Here is a 19,538-nt window from a genome sequence, read left to right as displayed (position 1 = left end):
GCCATGGAAAAGTTGGACAGTAACAAGGTAATCCTGGGCGGCACGCCGGTTGACCTGATGGACCCCGAGCCGGCCCTGGAACTCATCGTCACCCGGGCCGGCCGCCAAGGGTTGCCGCCATTGGGGGTGGCGTCCGTCAACCTTGACCACCTGCATCATTTCGGCACCGGCGGCCGCTGGGCCGGCACGCTGCACGCAGATCCCGCCAGCCCCGTGGACTGGCTCTACCTCCTCGACGGCGCCCCGCTGGTGTCGCAGTCGCAGCGGCTGACCGGGCACCGCTGGCCCCGGCTGGCCGGCAGCGACCTCGCCTCCCCGCTCCTGGCCCGGGCTGAGCAGCTGGGACTCAGGGTGGGTTTCCTCGGCGGCTCGGCGGAGAACCAGCGGCTGCTGGCCCGGAAAATCGAGGAAGAACACCCCAGGCTCCTGGTGGCAGGCATGTGGTCGCCGGAGCGGGACGAACTTGCGTCTGCGGAACAATCAGAACGGATCGCCGCCGAGATCGCCGGAGCCGGCGCCCAGATTCTCTACGTCGGGCTCGGCAAGCCCCGCCAGGAGCTCTGGATTGACCACTATGGCGCTTTGACCGGGGCGGCGGTCCTCTTGGCTTTTGGCGCAGCCGTCGACTTCCTGGCCGGCCGGGTCAATCGTGCCCCGCAATGGGCAAGCGAACACGGGCTGGAGTGGGGCTACCGGCTCGCGCTTGAACCGAAACGGCTCGCCGGCCGCTACCTGATCGACGGGCCGCCTGCCTACCTCAAGCTGCGGACAGCTTCCTGCACCGTGCCGCCGGTGGTGCCGGAGCGCCTGTCCTCGGCCGTTCCCGCGCCGCGGATTCCCGGACGGTTCACCGGACCGGAGGGCTTGGCGGACGTGGTCGTCGTCGTGGTCACGTACAACAGCACTCAGGGAATTGGCTCCCTGCTGGAGAGCCTGCGGGCCGAAACAGCCGACCTCACGCTGCGTGTAGTGGTGGCGGACAACGCCTCCACTGACGGCTCGCTGGGGTTTGTGCGCAGCGCCCATCCTGACGTGATCGCATTTACCACCGGGGGGAACCTGGGGTATTCCGGCGGGATCAATGCCGCCATGCGAAAGGCCGGGGAAAGCGCCACAGTAGTGATTCTCAATCCGGACGTCACCGTGGGGCGAGGCAGCCTGGCCACGATGATGCATCGACTGAATGCTTCGCGGGCCGGAGCCGTTGTCCCCCGGCTCCTCGATGAGCGCGGGTCACTCAGCCCCTCCCTGTACCGCGAACCAAGCATCACCAATGCCCTCGGTGACGCGATACTTGGGCGCCGGGGCGCCGGCCGTCCGGGCTGGCTTGCCGGCACGGACTTCAATCCGGAGAGCTACGCCCACGCGCACACCGTTCAGTGGGCCACGGGAGCCGCGCTGATGGTTCGGCGCGACCTGGCCGATTCGTTGGCCTGGGACGAGTCCTACTTCCTTTATTGGGAGGAGACGGACTTCTTCCGCAGCCTGAGGACGATCGGCGAAACTGTCTGGTACGAGCCGGCCGCGGCCATGACGCATGCGGGCGGCGGTTCCGGAAGTTCCGCCCGGCTGAACGCCCTCCTTGCCGTCAACCGGGTGCGCTATATCCGCAAATACCACTCAACTGCGTACTCGGCAGTCTTCCAGGGCACCGTTGTTCTGTCCGAGGTGCTGCGCTGCTGGAAGGCGGACAGGCGGGGTGTCCTCCGGACAGTCCTCAACGAAGGCAGCTGGTCTGAGCTGCCGGGCCCCAGCAAAGACCCGGACGCGGGCTACTTTCCGAGGGGCTCGGTGATTATGCCTGCCCACAATGAGGCCAACGTGATCGCCCGTGCGCTCGCCCCGCTCGCGCCATTGGCTGCTGCCCGGCAGGTGGAAGTCATCGTGGTCTGCAACGGCTGCACCGACAACACTGCGGAGATTGCCCGGCGATTCGACGGGGTCACGGTGCTGGAGTCCACAGCCGCATCCAAACCGTCTGCCATGAACGCCGGGGACGCCGCGGCGTCGGAATGGCCCAGGCTCTATCTGGATGCCGACGTCGAAATCACGGCCAGCGCCCTGCGGGAGCTGTTCCTTGCCCTGGCCCCCGGGGGCCTCCTGGCCGGGCGTCCCGCTGCCCGCTATGACCTGCACGGCGCGCATCCGCTCATCCGCGCGCAATACCGGGCAAGGATGCGGCTGCCTTCCAATGCCACGAGCCTCTACGCTGCCGGGGCCTTCGCGCTGTCCAAGGAAGGGCATCTCCGCCTGGAGGAATTCCCGGAGGTGCTGGCGGACGACCTTTTCGTGGACAGGCTTTTTGGGCCGGCAGAAAAGGCCGTTCTCGACGTCGACCCCGTGGTGGTGCGTCCACCGCGGAGCCTGAAGGACCACATGGCTGTGATGCGCCGCGTTTGCCGCGCCAACGCCCAGGTCAACAGGATGGAGGGACAACACAGCAGCACTGCAAGAACCGTTTCGGAATTGATTCGTTCGGTCCGGGGACCCCTTTCGGCAGCGGACGCCCTGATCTACGCGGGCTTCGCAATTGCGGGCCGGAAGGGTGCAGGCGTGCCGAGCCCGGGATGGGAACGGGACAGCAGCAGCCGGCGGTCAACAGCAGACGGGCCGCGGCGCTGATGAACCACACAGAGCTGCATCCGGTAGCGGGTCTGGCACCCGCCGGGCCGCCATGGCTGCTTAAGGCAACCGTGTTCTCGGTCATGGCGGTTCCGGCCTACCTGGTTCTGGAGCCCATCGGGGCCAGTGCCAACCTCCCGGAGTTGCTCGCCTTAGGCCTCTTCGGGCTCTGGACCATCTGCACGCTCCTGGGGCTGCACGACCCCGTGGTGTTCCGGCACCCCGGGCGCGCAGCGCTGCTGCTGCTGTTGCTGGCATCATGCGTGAGCTATGCGCATCTCTTTGCGGGTCTGAGCGGTGCCAGCACGGTCGGTGGGCGGGCCGCGGCGGACAGGTGGATGCTGCTGATGGTTGCCGCGGCGGGTATCGCCTTTGTGACCACCGAATCCGTGCGCACGCTCAAGGACGCCATGGTGCTGGTCCGCTGGGTACTGGCCGGCGGCACGGTCTGTTGCCTCGTCGCCCTGATCCAGTTCACCACGCACACGAATCCTGTCGACTGGCTGAAGCCGATCATGGTGGGCTTCACCGATAACAACTCCGGCATTGCTTTCCAGGGACGCGCCTCCCTGATGCGCGTCTCCGGCACCACAATGCACCCCATCGAACTGGGCGTGGTTTCCGCCATGCTCCTTCCACTGTCCATCTGGCGGGCGCTTTATGACCGTCAGGGCTGGAAACGGCTGCACTGGCTGGTAGTTGGGCTGTTTGTCCTTACGAATGCAATGACAGTCTCCCGGTCGGGCCTGATCGGCCTCGTGATCGCCCTGGTGATCACCGTGCCCTTCCTGCCCCCGGTAGCCAAGCGGTGGTCGCTTGTTCTGGCACCCCTGGGTGCCGCCGGCCTTTTCGTGGCGGTGCCCGGGCTGATCGGGACCCTTTTCAATACCAGCACAGCCGGCAGTTCCGATTCATCCATCGCGTACCGGACAGAGGACTACCCGCTGGTACTGCGGCTGGTGGCCGACCGCCCGTGGTTCGGCACAGGACCCGGTACCTGGATGCCGGTCAAGGCGATAGACGTCTTCGACAACGAATATCTGCTGGTGGCCGTGACGATGGGCGTCATCGGCCTGGTGGGCTTGATTGCCTACCTGCTGGTACCCGCTCTTGCGGCGCTGGGCGCTGCCAGGAACGCCGCGGACAGACAGCTCGGACTGCTGGCGGCTGCTACGGCCGCAGCCGGGTTCATAGCAACTGTTGCTTCAGGAACCTTCGACTCGTTGTCCTTCCAGACCTTCGCGTTGCTGGTTCCGTTTTTCATAGGTCTGTCAGGGGCATCCTGGCTGATGGTTAAAAATCAACTGGACCCGCGCCGGACCGATCCCTCCCGGGTCGATGCCGGCAAGGTCCCCTGGGGGTAGGAAGAAACCATGGATCCGATTTCCGTCATTAAAACGCTCTGGCGGCATAAGTGGGTGGCGATGCCGGTGGTGGTGCTTACCATCGCGGCCTGTGTCTACGTCATGTTTATCGGGCAGCGGACATATCAGGCCACCATGACCTATGCACTGGTCACCCCAAAGGTGCCCACGGCCCTTGAATTGCAGAACAGTCCCGAGTTGGCAAAGGTCAACGGGGACAACCCCTATCTCCGGAGCCCGGACAGCAGCCTGCTGTCCCAGGTGGTGATCACCAAATTGGGTGCGCAGGAAACAGCCAAGAGCCTGCGGGAGCGGGGCCTGGGAACCGAATACACGGTGTCCCAGGCCAGCAGCTTCGGCTCCGGCATGCTGCTTGAGCTCCGCGCTTCCGGCACGTCGCCCGAGCAGGCGGTAGACACCGCAGTCGCATTGGGCAACCGGCTCACCACCACCCTGCACGACGTGCAAAAGATCAACGGCGCAGACGAAAGCTATCTGTTTTCCGCGCTTCCGGTGGAGGGGCCGGGACAGGCCGAGGAGATGTTCTCCAGCCGGCTGAGGACCCTGATTATCGTGGCTCTCGGCGGTGTGGTGCTGGTGTTCGGAGCAGTCTCAACCGCCCGTTCCCTCGAGCTGGCCAGCGCTGGCCGGCGGGTCAGGGAAAAGCCGGCAAAGCGAGCGGCAGCTCCCGACGTGGAAACCCGTGAGCTGCCAGGGCCTGTTTCGGGAACGGAGCGTCGACAGGAAAGGGTCGACGTCCATCCGCCCCGCGATGACCTTGCCATCCTGGACGGCTCCCTCCGCATCCCCGTCCCTGACAGGGAGCGCCGCACCTGAGCCGTCGCCGTCTGAACCACGGCAGGTAACACGGGGGGTGTCCGGCGCCAAGCAAACCAAGTACTTCCCTGCTCTACGGGCAGTACCGCGGTTCCCAAGCGGGTATTGCGCGCTGCCACAGCGGTGCCCCGCGCGAAAATGCGCGTACGCGACTCTCGTGACCACGCCGAGTGGTGGCGCGTTGAATGGAAGGGCATACCCATTTCTTTTGACGATCGGGAGGACCCGGTGACCATCAGCGAAGACCGTGCGGTTAGCCACATCGGAGTGATGAGGCCATGGCTCGGACAGGAAGAAGCGGACGCCGTCGTGCAGGTGCTTTCTTCTGGCCGGATGGTTCAGGGGCCACGCGTGGGGCAGTTCGAAGAGGCGTTCGGCTCTGCGCAACAGTCGCCGCACGCCGTCGCCGTGTCCAGCGGCACCGTGGCAGTCCACCTGGCGCTCAGCGTGGCCGGGGTCGAACCGCAGGACGACGTGGTGCTGCCGTCGTTCTGCTCAGCAACGAACGCCGACGCCGTCAGTCGCCTGGGTGCCCGGACCGTCTTTGCCGATGTCGAGGCAGGAACCGGCAATGTGTCCCGCGGGACCATTGAGGCGGCCCTGACGCCTTCGACCCGGGCGGTGATCGTGGCCGACCAGGGCGGCATGCCTGTGGACCTGGAACCTATCCGGGACCTGTGTGACCCGCTTGGCGTTACGGTCATCGAGGACGCTTCCTGCGGTGTGGGCTCCACATACCAGGGACAGCCTGTGGGGGTCGGCGCAGAACTGACCGTGTGGTCCTTCGATTCCTGTGAGGTCTTGACCACCGGCGAGGGAGGAATGCTGACCACCCGGAATGAGGAGTGGGCAAGCGCAGCCCGGCACCTTCGTGATATCGCGGGGAGCGGTGCGGGACCCGATCACCGGATGACTGACCTGCAGGCTGCCATCGGCCTGGTCCAGCTCGGGCGGCTGCAGGAAGCCGTCGCCCATCGCCGGGAAATCGTGGCCAGCTACCAGCTGGCGCTCGCGCGGATCGGCGGGCTGCGGTTCATCAAGGATCCCGACTACGGCACCAGTAATTTCCAATCCTTCTGGCTTGAAGTGCTGCCGTCATTCGCCGTTGCCCGCAACGAGCTTCTGGAGCGCTTGTCGCGCGACGGCATTACGGCCGGCACCGGGATCGCGGCGGTCCACCGGGAGCCGGCCTACAGGAACCGGGACACCGGCACGGCTGACCTGTCGGTCACCGAACGGCTGGCGGACCGGCTGGTGGTCCTGCCGGTTTACCACGAGCTGACCCCCGGCGAGCAGTCGCGGGTGCTCCGCTCCGTCCGGCTCGCTGCTGCGGGGATTCCCACCACCGTGCGGCGGGGCAGATGGAATGGCGGGTTCCGGCGGGCGGACGCCGCCAGCGCCTGACCGCCCCCGGCGTCACCGCGAGTTTTCGGGTTCTTTCGACGACGTTGCGGCGCCGGTGAGTTCCCTGCCGTTGCCAGCGAGCTGGGTCAGCAGGTCCCGGATCTCGGCCAGCAGTGCGGTGTCCGCCGGTATGGGCTCTTCTTCGGGTTCCGCCGTGGCCAGCCGGCTCTTGACCAGCGAGTTGATCTTGTTCATGGGCGCCACGAAGATGAAATAGACCACGGCCGCGGTGATGAGAAAGGTCACGAAAGCGGTGATGACACCGCCGATGTTGACGAACGTCTTGTCATTGCCGGGCCAGATGTGGAAGCCCAGCCCTTCGGTCTGGACGCCGCCGGCAGCTGCGATGATCGGGTTCACAATGTTGGTAGTGAAGGCTGTGACCAGTGCCGTGAACGCCGTGCCGACGACGACGGCGATGGACAGTTCGATCACGTTGCCACGAAGGATGAAATCCTTGAATCCTTTGAGCATGGGTCCTCCGGTATGCGGTTCAGTCGGTGATTTAACCGATTGACAATACCAGCCCGCGCCTTCGCGCCCGCCGTCGTGACCGCGCCCGAGGCCGTAGGATTTGGGGTGGACGCCGACGCTGCCGCCATCAGACTGGCACCGTATGGAAAGGCGTGACCCCCGTGAAGCTGTTCGCCGAGATGTTCACGATTGCCCCCGGCAATAAGGACCATCAGGTCGCGATCCGGTGCGCAGTTGGTGTCTTTGTTCCGCTGATCATCCTTGTCCTGATAGGCCGCAGCGACCTGGCAATCTTTGCCTCCTTTGGCGCCTTCACCGGAATCTACGGCCGCGGGGAGATGCACCGGAAGCGGCTCTTCATCCAGATGCGCGCCGGTTCGCTTATGCTGCTCGTCATACTGCTGGCGACCCTGTCCGCCCGCGCCGGCCAGGCCCTGGGGCTGTCGGATGCCGCGAGCACCTGGGCGCAGGTGGCTGCCACCACCGTGGTGGCCGGGGCGTGTTCGCTGGTGATTGCCTTGTGGCGGCACCGGCCGGCGGGCTCGCTGTTCCATATCTTTGCCTTCGCTGCCATCGCGTCGATTCCCAACCAGCCGCCGCTCTGGCAATGCATGTTTGTCGCCGTCCTCACCACCGTGTTCTGCCTGCTGATCGGCATTTCCTCCCGCCTCGTGCGGAGCCGGCGGACGCCGTGGTCCATGCCTGAACCTGCCCGACTGACGCCCGATGAAAAGCGTGCCGCCTGGCTCGAGGCTGTGGGCTACATCGTGGCTGCGGGTCTGGCCGGCACACTGGCCACCATTGTGGGCCAGCGGCTGGGCTTCGGCCACAACTACTGGGCCATGGTGGCTGCCGTTGTTCCGCTGGTGGGCCGCACCACCCGCCACCGTGTAGCCAGGGGCATCCAGAGGATCATTGGCACCGTTCTGGGCCTGATCGTGCTTGCCGGTGTGCTCCTGCTGGATCCTGCACCGTGGCAGATGGTGCTGGTGATCGCCGCGTGCCAGTTCGGCGCCGAGATGTTCATTGCGCGCCAGTACGTCCTGGCGCAGATATTCGTTACACCGCTGGCCCTCAGCGCCACGTTGCTGGCTGCGCCCACTGTCCCGCAGGTGCTGCTGCGGGACAGAATCGTGGAGACGGTTATCGGCGCCGCTGTCGGCATTGCCGTGGTGGTTGCCCCCGCCGTGTGGCGGCGGATGCGGGCCCGAAGCGGCGCGCAGCGCCTATCAGCGTAGCGGCCTATTCGGCCACCAGCAGGGCCTGGGGTGCGGCCTGCTTCATGCGCGTCCTGAGCCAACGGAGCTGGAGTTCGGTGTCCCCTTCGCACCGCGATACTACGTCCCAGAGCTGTTTGTCGCGGTCGCCCTTCGCTGCCTGCCCCACCATCATCCAGGTGGCATCGATGTGGTTCACGAGCACGTACAGGTCCTGCAGGTCCAGGAGCAGGGCCAGGGGCCCGGAACGCACTTCCTGGATTCCGTTGGCTGTCAGCCGGTGTTCCTCCTCGCCTTCGGTTTCCTCGCCGTAGCGTTCTATCACTGGTCCCAGCGCCTCGCGGTGGGCGTCGCACTGCTTGGCGAGTGTTTCGAGCAGGAAGTGCACGTCGGGCTCCTCGCCGTGGCCGTGCGCGACTACTCGAAAGGAGTTTGCCAGGGTGGCTTCAGCTTCCTGCAGCAGGCCGAGGTAGACGGGGAGTTTCATGCCGGCCCCTTCCCTGGGATCTTCTCAATTCGTACGGCTGCGTTCTTGAAGACGGGCTGTTTGGACACCGGATCCCACTCCGTCAGTGTCAGTTCATTGGCGGCACGTGGCCGCCCGCCGTCGTCGGGGCCGGCGGTATCCCAATACCCGTAATGGAACGGGGCAAAAACGGACCCCGGCCGGATGTCCGCCACCCGCACGGGCAGTTCCAGCATGCCCCGGCGCGAGAAGACGCGGACCATGTCGCCCCCCGCCACGCCGAGCTTTCCGGCGTCCTCCCCGGAGACTTCCAGCCACGGTTCCGGGGCGGCATCGTTCAATGGCTTGCTGCGTCCGGTTTTGGTCCGGGTATGGAAGTGGTAGACCGTACGGCCGGTGGTGTATCGGAACGGGTACTCTTCATCAGGATCTTCGTGCGGGGGTGTGTAGTCCAGCGCCTTGAACCAGGCCTTGCCGGACTGGACGCTGGCCTTGTAATTCGTGGAACCCACGGTGGCCCCTGTGAGCAGGTCGTGGCCGAACGATTCGCAGTAGGCGGGATCGGTGGGAAAGACGCCGTCGGCGTACAGCCGATCGGTACCGTCCGGGTGTTCGTCATTGCACGGCCATTGGATGCCGCTGGCGCCGCGCAGTAGATCGTAGCTCAAGCCGGTGTAGTCGCAGGGGCGGCCGCGGGAGCATTCCTTCCAGGCCTCAAAGCCGTCGTGGGGGCCGGTCCAGTCCAGCAGCGGGCGGCCGTCCTTGTCCCTGAAATCCATGCGCCGGGCGTAGTCGAGGAACACGTCCAGGTCGCTGCGCGCTTCGCCCGGCGGGTCTACTGCCTTTTCCGAGAGGTGGACCGTGCGGTCCACATTCGTGAAAGTCCCGGTCTTTTCCCCCCAGCCCGCGCACGGAAGAACGACGTCGGCATATTGCGCCGTCTCGGAGAGGTAGATGTCCTGCACCACCAGGAACAGGCTCTCCTGCCGCAAAATGTCGCGGATCCTGGCGAGCTGGGGCATTGAGACGGCCGGGTTGGTGGCCGATATCCAGAGGAAGCCGATGGATCCCTGCTCCGCATAGCGGAAGATCTGCATCGCATGGGTGGGCGGCGACCAGTCCGGAATGATGGCCGGATCGACGTTCCAGATGCGCGCCAGGTCCTTTACGTGCTCCGGATTCTCCCAGTTCCGGAAGCCCGGGAGGTCGCCGTCGGCCCCGCATTCCCGGTTGTTCTGGGCGGTGGGCTGGCCGTTCATTTGCAGGATTCCGCACCCCGGCCTGCCCAGCTGGCCGCGGAGCAGGTGAAGGTTGTTCACCTGGCAGGCTGAGGCCGTGGCGTGGGCGGACTGGTAGAACCCCTGCAGGACCGTGGAAAGGACCCGTTCACTGGTGCCAAAGATTGCCGCGGCCCTGCGGACGTCCGAGGCGTCCACGCCGCAGACTTCGGCCACCCGTTCAGGTGTCCACCTGTCCACCACGCTGCGCAGCTGCTCCACGTTGAGGGTGTGCGCGTCGATGTACTCCTGGTCTATCCAGCCGTTGATGAACAGTTCGCGGATCAGGCCGTTCATGAGCGCCAGGTTGGTGCCCGGCCTGACGGGCAGGTGGACGTCCGCGGCCCTGGCAACCTCCGTTTCGCGGGGATCCACACAGACGAGCCGCGGCGGGTTGGGCCCGGACAGACGGTCCAGGAGGCGGCTCCAGAGGACGGTTTGCGTCTCCGCCATGTTGTGTCCGTAGAGGAACGCGGCGTCGCATTCGTCGATGTCCGTATAGCTGCCGGGCTGTCCGTCCGCGCCGAAGCTTTCCTTCAGCGATGCGGCCGCCGTTGCGGTGCACAGGCGCGTGTTGCCGTCCATGTGCGGGGTGCCGATACCGGCTTTGCCGATGATGCCCAGTGCGTAGTATTCCTCGAGGAACAACTGGCCGCTGGTATAGAACCCGTGGCTCAACGGCCCCTTCGCAGCAAGCAGCTCCTTGCTGCGCACCACGATGCGTTCCATCGCCGTATTCCAGTCGGTTTCGACCAGCTTGCCATTCTCGCGGATCAGCGGCCTGGTCAGGCGGTCCTGGTGCTGCATTCCCTGCCAGCTGCCAAACAGGCCCTTGGGCCCAAGCCTGCCATGGTTGACCCGGTCCGACGCCCGTCCCCGGATGCCCACCATCCGGCCGTCCTTGACGGCGATGTCGCATCCGCAGCCGTTGCTGCAGAGAACACAGGCGGACTGCACCCACTCGTCGACATCACCTGCCGCGATGCCCGCCTGCAACGCCATGTCGATGCGGTCAGGCCAAAGCGCGCCGCGGGCGTAGGGCGTGCGGGCGCCCCAGATGTCGGTAATACGGTCAACCATGAGCTCACCTCGAGGAAATAAGTAGGCTTACTTCCTGCAAAGGGTACTCTCGTCGGGCCGGATTGATAACCCGCTGCGGCGCCGGGTTTAGGAAGGCCCGACGGCGGTCCGCTTGCCAGCTGCTGCGGGGACGGCCTGCGGGACCATGACGAGGGCTGCCACGGCGAGAACGGCCGCGCCGGCGAAGACGTAGAAGCCCCAGGGGTAGGCGATGCCGGCGGCCACCAGCGTGCCCGTGACGGCCGGACCGAGGATGGCGCCAAGGCGCCCGACCCCTGCAGCGAAGCCCAGCGCGGTGCCACGCAACCGCGGCGGGAACAGCTGGCTCACCCAGGCGTACACCAGCACCTGGGAGCTGAAGACGAAGACGCCCGTAACGAAGACGGCCGCGTTCAGGATCAGCTCGTTCTGGATTTTCACGCTGAGTACTGCCAGGAACACGGCGGAGAGTCCGAACCAGAGAAGCACGATCTTCTTGGTTCCGTGCTTGTCCGCCAAGATGCCGGCCACGACCAGGCCCGCCACGGCGCCCACGTTCAGAACCAGCAGGAGCGAGAGCCCGGCGCTGAGCGAGTAACCGGCGGACGACATGAGCTGCGGCAGCCAGGTGTTCAATCCGTACACCAGCAGCAGGCCCATGAACGAAGCCACGGCAACACCGGCGGCCACGAGCGGGTACGGCTTCCGCCCGAGGTCCTTGAAGCTGGCGCGGTCCTCCACCGCAGGAGCTGGTTCTTTCGCGGCGGCGTTGCCGGGGGCCGGAAGGGAGATGACGGCGGGCAGCGTTTCCGGCAGCTTGAACCACAGGAACGGCACCAGCGCGAAGCCCGCAACGCCGCCAACCACGAACATGATGCGCCAGTCCGGGATGACCATGAGCGCCAGGAAGGCGGTGGCCACTGCGCCTGCGTGGTAGCCGGTCATGGTCCGGGTGGTGGACTTGCCGGCGGATCCTGCGGGAGCGTAATCGTTCATGTAGGCCAAAGCGGCGGGGAGACAGGCGCCCAGCCCCAGGCCCGCCAGCAGCCTGAAGGCGCTGAAGACTGCCACGTTGGGGGCAAAGACCACGGCAATGGTGAAGATGGAGAACCACGTAACGCAGGCAACCAACAGGTTCCGCCGGCCGAACCGGTCAGAAAGCGGCGCGATGAACAGTGCTCCGAGGCCGACGCCCACCAGGGAGATGGTCGCAGCAAAGGTGGCGCCCACGGCGTCGAAGCCAAGGTCGTGGGTCTTGATGAGCGTGGGGATGACGGTGCCAAGCACCACCAGGTCAAAGCCGTCCAGGACCATGGCCAGCCAGCAGAGCCAGACGGGCCAGCGTGATTTGTTTTCCAACGACGTCGTTGACATTGCTACCTCAAGAGTTGATTAGTGCGCTCTGTTTCCGTGTGAAACAAGTCGGGACCAAAGGGTCCCCACCCTGAGATTTGTACCACTTGGCAGTGTTATGTGGGACACTTCGAACCATTCAATGGAAGGAGACGTGTGGCAAACTCGGTTTCCGGGGACTCTGTGGTGGACCGCGTGGTCCGCGTCATTGCCGCTTTTCCGGAGGGCGTGAACGTGCTGGCCCTTTCCGAACTCGCCGAGCGGGCGGGGCTGCCGCTGACCACGGCCCACCGGCTGGTGCGCCAGCTGGCCGGACACGGGCTGCTCGACGTCGGCGCTGGCGGTTCGGTGCAGCTGGGGCTGCGGCTCTGGGAGCTCGTCAACCGCAATTCGCCCACACTGGAACTGCGCCAGGCCGCCATGCCGTTCATGGAGGACATCCAGCAGGTGCTCAACCAGAACGTGAACCTTGCGGTGCTGGACGGCTGGGAAGCCTTGTTCGTCGAGCGGCTTTCGCGGCGCGGTTCGGTAGCCAACCGGGCGCAGGTTGCCGGCCGCATGCCCGTACACGTTTCCTCTGCGGGGATGGTCCTGATGGCCAACCAGCCGCACGCGGTCCAAGCGGACTACCTTGCGGGTTTCACCGATCCTGCCGGCAGCCTGACAGTGGAGGAATTGCGCCTCCAGCTCGGGGAGGCTGCGCGCCAGGGTTACGCCCAGCTGGCCGGCGTGGTGGATCCGGACACCTGGGGCATTGCCGTTCCCGTGATGAACCGCAAGAAACGGACAGTGGCCGCGATCGGCGTCGTGGTTCCCCTGCGCGAGGTGCGCCTGCAGGCGCTGGTCCCGGCCCTGCAGACGGCAGCCCGCGGCATCGGCCGCCGCCTCGCTGAATCGCAGAGCCCTGCAGAGTTACGCGACTAGACCTGAATTCCGTTCAACGGAATCGCTGTAACGCGGATCACGCGTCGGAGCGCACACTGTTTCCAGACGATCCAACAGGCCCCGGGCACTCCCGCCGGGCCCCGCAACGAAGCGAGGAAACACCATGGCAGCCCGCAAAGTGATCACCACCCAGGTAGCCATCCTGGGCGCAGGCCCGGCAGGCCTGATGCTCTCGCATCTGCTCGCCAAGTCCGGCATAGAATCCACCGTCATCGAAATCCGGAGCCGCCAGGAAATCCAGGAGACAGTCCGCGCCGGCATCCTGGAGCACGGCACCGTGAACATGCTGGTGGACAGCGGCGTCTCGGACCGCGTGCTGCGGGACGGCGACAGGCACGACGGCATCGAGCTGCGCTTCAACGGCGAAAGCCACCGGATCGACTTCCAGGACCTGGTGGGGGAGTCGGTGTGGCTCTACCCGCAGACTGACGTGTTCATGGACCTTGCCGCACGCCGCGAGGCCGACGGTGGAGACGTCCGGTACAGCGTTACGGACACCACCATCCACGACATCGAAGGATCCCCAAAGGTCTGGTTCACGGACGCCGACGGTGTCGAATATGAGCTGCAGGCCGACTTCATCACCGGTGCGGACGGTTCCCGCAGCCACTGCCGCTTCCAGATCCCGGAGGCGGACCGCAAGTGGTACTTCCACGAGTACCCCTTCGCTTGGTTCGGCATCCTGGCCGAAGCACCCCGCAGCTCCGAAGAGCTGATCTACGCCAACTCGGACAACGGCTTTGCCCTGATCAGCCAGCGGACCGAAACCGTGCAGCGCATGTACTTCCAGTGCGATCCCAACGAAGACGTGGACAACTGGAGCGAGGACCGCATCTGGGACGCCTTCCGCAGCCGGGTCAACGGCAACGGCTTCGAGCTCAAGGAAGGCCCGGTCATCGACAAGATGGTCCTGAAGTTCCGCAGCTTTGTCCACGCCCCCATGCGCCACGGAAAGCTCTTCCTGGCCGGAGACGCCGCCCACACTGTACCGCCCACCGGCGCAAAGGGCCTGAACCTGGCAATCCACGACGTCAAGGTCCTGTTCGAAGGGCTGGAGAGCTACTACAGGACCGGTTCCACGGTGCTGTTGGACGCCTACAGCGACCGCGCCCTGGAACGTGTCTGGAAGGCGCAGCAGTTCTCCTACTGGATGACCTCGATGCTCCACACGCCGGCGGATGCTGACGATTTCTCCCGGGCCCGGCAGCTGGGTGAGCTCAACTCAGTGGTTTCCTCCCGCCACGGCAGGGCCTATCTGGCCGAGGCCTACACCGGCTGGCCGGGGGCCCGCTAGGCAGTCCTCGGAAGCAGCGCCGGCCTTAGACTCAGGGAATGCACGGCATAACGATCGTTGGCGGGGGCATTGCCGGTCTGGCCCTTGCCGCGACGCTCGACTCCGGACGCTTCCACGTCACTGTGCACGAGCAGCGGAACACGCTGCCAACAGTGGAGACGTCCCTGGCCATGTGGCCGGAGGCCCAACAGGCACTCGCCACCGTGGGGATCCTGCCGGAAATTCAGGCGGCAGGCTCCGCATTTGAGGCCATGGCACTGCGGGACGTGTCAGGGAAGGCATGGTTCAGGGCCGAGGTTGCAGGCGTGATCGGCGTTTCGCGCGCCGACCTGCTTCGGCTCCTGGACGCTGCCGTGCCGGAGACTGTTGCCCGGGTGTTCGGGGCGGTGACCTCGCTTCCAGGTCCTGGGCTGGTGGTGGGAGCCGACGGCGTCCACAGCGTGGTTCGCCGGGAGCGGTGGGGTCCGCGGTCCCTGGAGCGACTCAGTCCCTACCTCGCCTTGCGCGGGATCATCGATGAACCTGTTCCTGTGGATGAGGGCGGCGAATACTGGGGCCGCGGCGAATTGTTCGGCATCGCTCCGGCCTCGCGGCAGCGGACGTACTGGTATGCCTCCTACCGGTCGGACCTGGGGCCCGGCGGCGTCGATGTTGCGGCGGCACTGGATCTCACCCGCCGCCGCTTTTCAGGCAAGGCTCCGGGAATCGGCCGCGTTCTTGCCGGGGCGGCCCCCGAAGCAACACTCGCCCAGCGGATCTGGACCGTGCCGGCCCTCCGGCGCTACACGCGGGACGGCACCGTGCTGGTGGGAGACGCTGCGCACGGCATGACACCGAACCTGGGGCGCGGGGCCTGCGAAGCCCTGGTTGATTCTGTTGTCCTCGCGGGGTTGCTCAACTCGCGGCCGCTTCCGGAGGCGCTCAGGGCGTATAACAAACGGCGCGTAGTGCGAAGTCAGGCCTTACGGGTGGCGTCGTCCGCCATGACCCGGCTGGTGCTTGCCGAGTCCGCCCAACCCCTCCGGGACCGGATCCTCAGCGTGGCCGGACGGCTGGACCGCTCCACGTAGCGGGCGCAGACCTCCTGGCGCGCACCGCCGTCGGGTGCGGTCTTTCGGGGGTGTATTAAGGCACCCGGCTCGGTGCGGATGCCTTGGCGTCCGCCATCTCCACAACGGGCGGTGCAGCGGGAGCAGCCACGCCTGCCGCAACACCGGGTCCGCCGCGCTTCGAGCGCCGGCGCCTGCCGGGCCCTCCGCCCGATCTTCCGTAGACGAGATACATTGTCAGTCCGGTGATGACCATCAGCAGCACCGTGTAGACGAAGGTGTTGGACACGCCGTCCACGCCTTCGGCGCCGTCCGTGTTGGCCTTGATGACCAGGCCCAGCGGCTGGACCAGCGGATGCGCCAGGAAGATGGCGGTGTCGTAATCGTCCAGCATGCTGTTGAAGTTGAGGGCGGCAATGGCCGCAGCGGCCGGAAGGACCAGCGGCAGCAGGATGCGCCGGAAGACGTACAGGGTTTTTGCCCCCATGATGGTTGCCGCCTCCTCCAGCGACGAATTCACCGACGCAAACGACGCCTTGAGCATCCTCAGCGTGAAGGGAATTTTAACCGTGACAAATGCGATCAGGAGGATGACGGTGGTACCGGTGAGGACGGCGCCGCCCACCAGCGGATTCGGGTGGTCGTAGCTGATGATCAACCCCAGGGCCAGCAAGGCCGACGGCAGGATCCACGGGATGTGCAACAGGTACTCGAAGATGGCCGTAACCCAGTTCTTGTGTTTCTGCAGAATCCGCGCCACGAAGAGCAGGCCGCCCACGGCGATAACCGCGGCAAGCGCGCTGTAGGCAACGCTGATGACAAAAGGCCGCAGGCCTGAAGGCTGGGTCAGCACACGCACATAATTGTCGAAGGTAAGGCTGCCCGGCGAGAGCTGTCCGGTCTGGATGGCGGCGCCGTCCGCGAAGGAGAACAACACAATCAGGACCACGGGCAGGGTGTACACCGCAAACAGCAGGTAGGCCGCCGCATGGACGGCAATGTTGGCTGCCGGGTTGGAAATTTTCTGCTTCTGCAGCGCGGAGGAAACCTTGGACACGGAAAAGTAGGTGCCGCCCTTTTCCAGGCGCGACATGACCGCGAGCATCAGGATGGTGGCCGCACCGAGGATGACGGCGAGCAGCGCCGCCAGGTCGCGGGACGTGGGGCTGTTCGTGAACGTGAGGATCATCGGGGTGATGGTCTGGAAGTCGCGTCCGCCGAGGACCTGCGGCGCGCTGAGTGCCCCGAGGCCGGTCAGGAAGGACAGGATGGTGACGGCAAAGAGCGTGGGTTTCAGCATCGGCAGGACGATGCGGCGAAGGATGGTCCAAGTGGAAGCGCCAAGGTTCCTGGCCGCTTCGATGGTCTGGTAGTCGACGCCTTTGAGGGCGTTCGCGACAAAGAGCATGTGGTTGGTGGTGGTGGCGAAGGTCATCACCGCCAAGACGGCGAAGAAGCCCGAAAACCAGCCCGGATCCATCCCCGGAAAGACGTTCAGCAGGAAAGCTGTGACGATTCCCTTGTCGCCGTAGATGAACTTGTAGCCCGCCGCCAGCACGATGCCCCCGTAAATGAAGGTGGTGGCGTATCCCAGGAACAGGATCTTGGATCCGCGGATCCGGAAGTAATGGGTGACCAGGACGATGAAGATTCCCACAACGTTCACCGTGATGGAGAGCGCCACTGCCAGCAGGAAGCTGTTGCCCAGGGATTTCATGGCGCGCTGGGAGGAAAAGAGCTTCTCCGCTGCCCGGCCGGAGAAGTTTCCCTCGGGGAAAAAGGTTTCGATCAGCACGTTCGCGTTCGGCCAGACGAGGAACGCCGCGATGAACCAGGTCAGGACCGTCCCCACAATGATGATGAACGGGGAACGGAGCATGCTCCTGGCCGAAGTGCCGCTGCTCATCGGAGGGACGCTGCCTGGTCCTGCGTGGCCAGGTCCTGCGCGGCCAGCGCCGACCCGGTGCCGGAATGGTACTGCAGCACGTGGCCTGGTTGCACGTAGATAGTGGTGTCCGCTCCCGCCTCGGGGTGGACGCCGCCGTCCTCCTTCACCAGCAGCCGGATGTCGGCGCCGTGGCTCCGCACCACGTAGCGGCTGTGGAGGCCGTGATAGGTGCGGGACACCACCTCCCCGGAAACCCCGACGGCGGTGCCGCCGGCTGCTGAACCGCCGGTTGCCGGCGGTGTCAGCGACGCTTTTTCCACCCTGAGGTAGGAATTTGCCGCCGTGCTGAGTCCCGCGCCCGAGAGCCGGTTGAGTTCAGCGACGAACTCCGCGGTCAGGGTGGAACTGTCACCAATGAAATTGCAGACAAACTCGGTGGCCGCCTGGTCGTAAATCTCCTGCGGAGTTCCCACCTGCTCCACCACGCCCTTGTTGAAGACGGCCACGCGGTCGCTCATGGCAAGGGCTTCGTCCTGGTCGTGGGTCACGTAAACGGTGGTGATGCCGAATTCGCTCTGCAGGTCCTTGAGTTGCTGCCGAAGCTGATGCCGCAGCTTGGCGTCGAGATTGGACAGCGGTTCGTCGAGGAGCAGGATCTTGGGGCGAAGCACCAACGCGCGGGCAACGGCCACCCGTTGCTGCTGGCCACCCGAAAGCTCCGCCACGTTCTTGTCCAGTTGCTCATCGCTGAGCTCCACCCGGCGCGCGATGTCGCGCACCAGGCGGTCACTCTCGGCGGACTTTTCCTTTCGCACCCGCAGGCCGAAGGCGATGTTTTCCCACACGCTCATGCTCGGGAAAAGAGCGTAATTCTGGAAAACCATCCCCACTTGGCGCTTGTCGCTGGGCAGGCGCGTGACGTTCTTGCCATCCACATGGACCGTTCCCGCGGTCGGCTCGATGAAGCCTGCCAGCGTCCGGAGCGCCGTCGTTTTGCCGCACCCTGACGGGCCCAGCAGCGTGAAGAACTCGCCGGGCCGGACGTGGAGGTCCAGGTGCGGGATGGCAATAAAATCGCCGAAGGAAACTTCGATGTTGTCCAAGCGGATCATGGGAAACCTGTCTGGTGGGACTGCGGAAGGTGGTAGGGCAGGGTTACGTCATGTACTCGAGCTCGATCTTTTCCACCCACGAGCCCATGTTTTCCTGGACGAAGTTCCAGTCAATGTCCTGCTGCTTGAGTCCGTTGAAGAACTCCACCACCTCCGGCTTGGCCTTGGCTGCGGCGGACTTGTTCACAGGCATTGAGTTGAACTGCTGTGCAAACTCGCCCTGGACGTCGGCACTGCCAAACCAGTCGATGAACTTTTGGGCCTGTTCCTTTTTGTCGGTCCCCTTCACCAGGGCGATCTGCTCCACCGCGAGGGGGACGCCGACGGGCGGAACCACCGTTTCAACGTTCACCTTGAAGGACTTCTCGCGTTCAGCCACGATCGACGACGGCATCTGCCCCATGTCCACTTCCCCTGACGCGATACGGGCGAAGAGATCGGTTTTCGCTACGGCGGGGCTGCCGTTCTTGAAGTACTGCTCCACCTGCTTCCAGCCTTCATCGGAGATGCCCAGATCGCCTGAATCGTCCTTGTAGCGGGAGAGGATACCGGCGAATACCAGCTGCGCGGTGGCGGTACCAAGCCCGGTGACGCGCTCATAGCGCGTTTTGAACTCGTCTTTGGACCACAGGTCGGTCCAATCCTTCGGTGCCTTCTCCGGGGCGAACTTGTCCGAGTTGTAGCCGAGCAGGATGGCCTGCTTGACCAGCGGCCAGTAGGCCTTGTCGTCGTCGCTGTCGGCGAGGGAAGCATCCACTTCGCCCGCCCAGGCAGGCTCATAGGCCTCGATCGCACCGGCTGCTTTTACCTGGGCGAAGTACATGTTGTTGAGGCCGAAGGCAACGTCCGCAATGGGGTTGTTCTTCTCGGCGATCAGTTTGTTGGTCGCGTCGGCGCCGCCGGCACCCACAATCTCAATCTTGAAGCCGGCGTCCGATGCCTTTTTCGTCAGCCACTCCCCGCGGCCCTCTCCGTTGGAGTTGGTGTACACAACCAAGGTGTCACCCGAGGCCCCGGCCGCGGAGGAATTTCCGGAAGTTTCGGGGGCTGCGGTGCCGGCACCGCAACCGGCTAGAAGGGTGACGGCGACAGCGGCGGCAACCATTGTTTTGAGTTTGTGCACGATTGAGACCCATTTCTGAACTGGAACCGGAGCATTGTCCGGCAAGCCTATAGC

Annotated in this window: 15 protein-coding genes; 8 read left to right on the top strand and 7 right to left on the bottom strand. The window is 65.1% G+C overall.

The window, feature by feature from the left end:
* Positions 1-3: 3 nt before the first annotated feature.
* The 4 genes from ACFVWT_RS09110 (at position 4) to ACFVWT_RS09095 (ending at position 6,227) form a co-directional block, all read left to right on the top strand.
* A complete protein-coding gene (locus ACFVWT_RS09110) occupies positions 4-2,622 on the top strand; it encodes a WecB/TagA/CpsF family glycosyltransferase (protein WP_390247291.1) in 2,619 nt (872 codons plus the stop codon).
* Positions 2,622-3,986, top strand: coding sequence for an O-antigen ligase family protein (locus ACFVWT_RS09105; RefSeq protein ID WP_390247289.1), 1,365 nt, complete (start codon positions 2,622-2,624; stop codon positions 3,984-3,986). Before ACFVWT_RS09110 ends, ACFVWT_RS09105 begins: the two co-directional genes overlap by 1 nt.
* 9 nt (positions 3,987-3,995) lie before the next feature.
* Positions 3,996-4,823 (top strand): chain-length determining protein, encoded by an 828-nt coding sequence (locus ACFVWT_RS09100; protein ID WP_390247287.1) that lies wholly within the window; start codon positions 3,996-3,998, stop codon positions 4,821-4,823.
* Between the two features lie 228 nt (positions 4,824-5,051).
* Positions 5,052-6,227 carry a DegT/DnrJ/EryC1/StrS family aminotransferase gene (locus tag ACFVWT_RS09095; protein ID WP_390247285.1) on the top strand — a complete coding sequence of 392 codons (1,176 nt, stop codon included), beginning with the start codon at positions 5,052-5,054 and terminating at the stop codon, positions 6,225-6,227.
* Positions 6,228-6,239: 12 nt separating this feature from the next.
* Here ACFVWT_RS09095 and mscL read toward each other — a convergent pair whose 3' ends face one another.
* Positions 6,240-6,701, bottom strand: a complete 462-nt coding sequence (gene mscL / locus ACFVWT_RS09090; protein ID WP_390247283.1) for a large conductance mechanosensitive channel protein MscL — start codon at positions 6,699-6,701, stop codon at positions 6,240-6,242.
* 161 nt (positions 6,702-6,862) lie between these two features.
* On the opposite strand from mscL, the gene ACFVWT_RS09085 reads away from it, so the two are divergent.
* Positions 6,863-7,939: an FUSC family protein gene (locus tag ACFVWT_RS09085; protein WP_390247834.1), complete on the top strand. Its 1,077-nt coding sequence runs from the start codon at positions 6,863-6,865 to the stop codon at positions 7,937-7,939.
* Positions 7,940-7,943: 4 nt separating this feature from the next.
* Here ACFVWT_RS09085 and ACFVWT_RS09080 read toward each other — a convergent pair whose 3' ends face one another.
* The 3 genes from ACFVWT_RS09080 to ACFVWT_RS09070 all read right to left on the bottom strand — a co-directional run bounded on the left by ACFVWT_RS09080 (position 7,944) and on the right by ACFVWT_RS09070 (position 12,094).
* Positions 7,944-8,405, bottom strand: a complete 462-nt coding sequence (locus ACFVWT_RS09080; protein ID WP_390247281.1) for a hypothetical protein — start codon at positions 8,403-8,405, stop codon at positions 7,944-7,946.
* Entirely contained in the window at positions 8,402-10,741 is a 2,340-nt protein-coding gene (locus ACFVWT_RS09075) for a molybdopterin oxidoreductase family protein (protein ID WP_390247279.1), read from the bottom strand. Before ACFVWT_RS09075 ends, ACFVWT_RS09080 begins: the two co-directional genes overlap by 4 nt.
* An 87-nt stretch (positions 10,742-10,828) precedes the next feature.
* Positions 10,829-12,094: an MFS transporter gene (locus ACFVWT_RS09070; RefSeq protein WP_390247277.1), complete on the bottom strand. Its 1,266-nt coding sequence runs from the start codon at positions 12,092-12,094 to the stop codon at positions 10,829-10,831.
* A 135-nt stretch (positions 12,095-12,229) separates the two neighbouring features.
* On the opposite strand from ACFVWT_RS09070, the gene ACFVWT_RS09065 reads away from it, so the two are divergent.
* From ACFVWT_RS09065 to ACFVWT_RS09055, 3 genes are all read left to right on the top strand, one after another.
* Entirely contained in the window at positions 12,230-12,997 is a 768-nt protein-coding gene (locus ACFVWT_RS09065) for an IclR family transcriptional regulator (RefSeq protein ID WP_390247275.1), read from the top strand.
* Positions 12,998-13,121: 124 nt separating this feature from the next.
* A complete protein-coding gene (locus ACFVWT_RS09060) occupies positions 13,122-14,312 on the top strand; it encodes a 4-hydroxybenzoate 3-monooxygenase (RefSeq protein WP_390247273.1) in 1,191 nt (396 codons plus the stop codon).
* A gap of 38 nt (positions 14,313-14,350) precedes the next feature.
* Positions 14,351-15,382, top strand: coding sequence for an FAD-dependent monooxygenase (locus ACFVWT_RS09055; protein WP_390247271.1), 1,032 nt, complete (start codon positions 14,351-14,353; stop codon positions 15,380-15,382).
* A 55-nt stretch (positions 15,383-15,437) separates the two neighbouring features.
* Here ACFVWT_RS09055 and ACFVWT_RS09050 read toward each other — a convergent pair whose 3' ends face one another.
* From ACFVWT_RS09050 to ACFVWT_RS09040, 3 genes are read right to left on the bottom strand one after another with little or no spacing between them, the layout of a single operon-like run.
* Positions 15,438-17,267, bottom strand: coding sequence for an ABC transporter permease (locus ACFVWT_RS09050; protein ID WP_390247269.1), 1,830 nt, complete (start codon positions 17,265-17,267; stop codon positions 15,438-15,440).
* Positions 17,264-18,361, bottom strand: coding sequence for an ABC transporter ATP-binding protein (locus ACFVWT_RS09045; RefSeq protein ID WP_390247267.1), 1,098 nt, complete (start codon positions 18,359-18,361; stop codon positions 17,264-17,266). Before ACFVWT_RS09045 ends, ACFVWT_RS09050 begins: the two co-directional genes overlap by 4 nt.
* A gap of 43 nt (positions 18,362-18,404) precedes the next feature.
* Complete coding sequence (locus tag ACFVWT_RS09040) at positions 18,405-19,466, bottom strand: extracellular solute-binding protein (protein ID WP_390247265.1); 1,062 nt, start codon at positions 19,464-19,466, stop codon at positions 18,405-18,407.
* Positions 19,467-19,538 lie beyond the last annotated feature (72 nt).

The sequence above is a fragment of the Arthrobacter sp. NPDC058288 genome (genome assembly GCF_042880995.1).
In the GTDB taxonomy this organism is placed as follows: Bacteria; Actinomycetota; Actinomycetes; order Actinomycetales; family Micrococcaceae; genus Arthrobacter.
This window is presented reverse-complemented; position numbering and strand designations above follow the sequence as displayed.

What these genes read in the sequence shown, in the direction of transcription:
- ACFVWT_RS09110 (WP_390247291.1), top strand. Translation starts at nt 4, where the DNA reads ATGGAAAAGTTGGACAGTAACAAGGTAATCCTGGGCGGCACGCCGGTT.
- ACFVWT_RS09105 (WP_390247289.1), top strand. Translation starts at nt 2,622, where the DNA reads ATGAACCACACAGAGCTGCATCCGGTAGCGGGTCTGGCACCCGCCGGG.
- ACFVWT_RS09100 (WP_390247287.1), top strand. Translation starts at nt 3,996, where the DNA reads ATGGATCCGATTTCCGTCATTAAAACGCTCTGGCGGCATAAGTGGGTG.
- mscL (WP_390247283.1), bottom strand. Translation starts at nt 6,701, where the DNA reads ATGCTCAAAGGATTCAAGGATTTCATCCTTCGTGGCAACGTGATCGAA.
- ACFVWT_RS09080 (WP_390247281.1), bottom strand. Translation starts at nt 8,405, where the DNA reads ATGAAACTCCCCGTCTACCTCGGCCTGCTGCAGGAAGCTGAAGCCACC.
- ACFVWT_RS09075 (WP_390247279.1), bottom strand. Translation starts at nt 10,741, where the DNA reads ATGGTTGACCGTATTACCGACATCTGGGGCGCCCGCACGCCCTACGCC.
- ACFVWT_RS09070 (WP_390247277.1), bottom strand. Translation starts at nt 12,094, where the DNA reads ATGTCAACGACGTCGTTGGAAAACAAATCACGCTGGCCCGTCTGGCTC.
- ACFVWT_RS09060 (WP_390247273.1), top strand. Translation starts at nt 13,122, where the DNA reads ATGGCAGCCCGCAAAGTGATCACCACCCAGGTAGCCATCCTGGGCGCA.
- ACFVWT_RS09055 (WP_390247271.1), top strand. Translation starts at nt 14,351, where the DNA reads ATGCACGGCATAACGATCGTTGGCGGGGGCATTGCCGGTCTGGCCCTT.
- ACFVWT_RS09050 (WP_390247269.1), bottom strand. Translation starts at nt 17,267, where the DNA reads ATGAGCAGCGGCACTTCGGCCAGGAGCATGCTCCGTTCCCCGTTCATC.
- ACFVWT_RS09045 (WP_390247267.1), bottom strand. Translation starts at nt 18,361, where the DNA reads ATGATCCGCTTGGACAACATCGAAGTTTCCTTCGGCGATTTTATTGCC.
- ACFVWT_RS09040 (WP_390247265.1), bottom strand. Translation starts at nt 19,466, where the DNA reads ATGGTTGCCGCCGCTGTCGCCGTCACCCTTCTAGCCGGTTGCGGTGCC.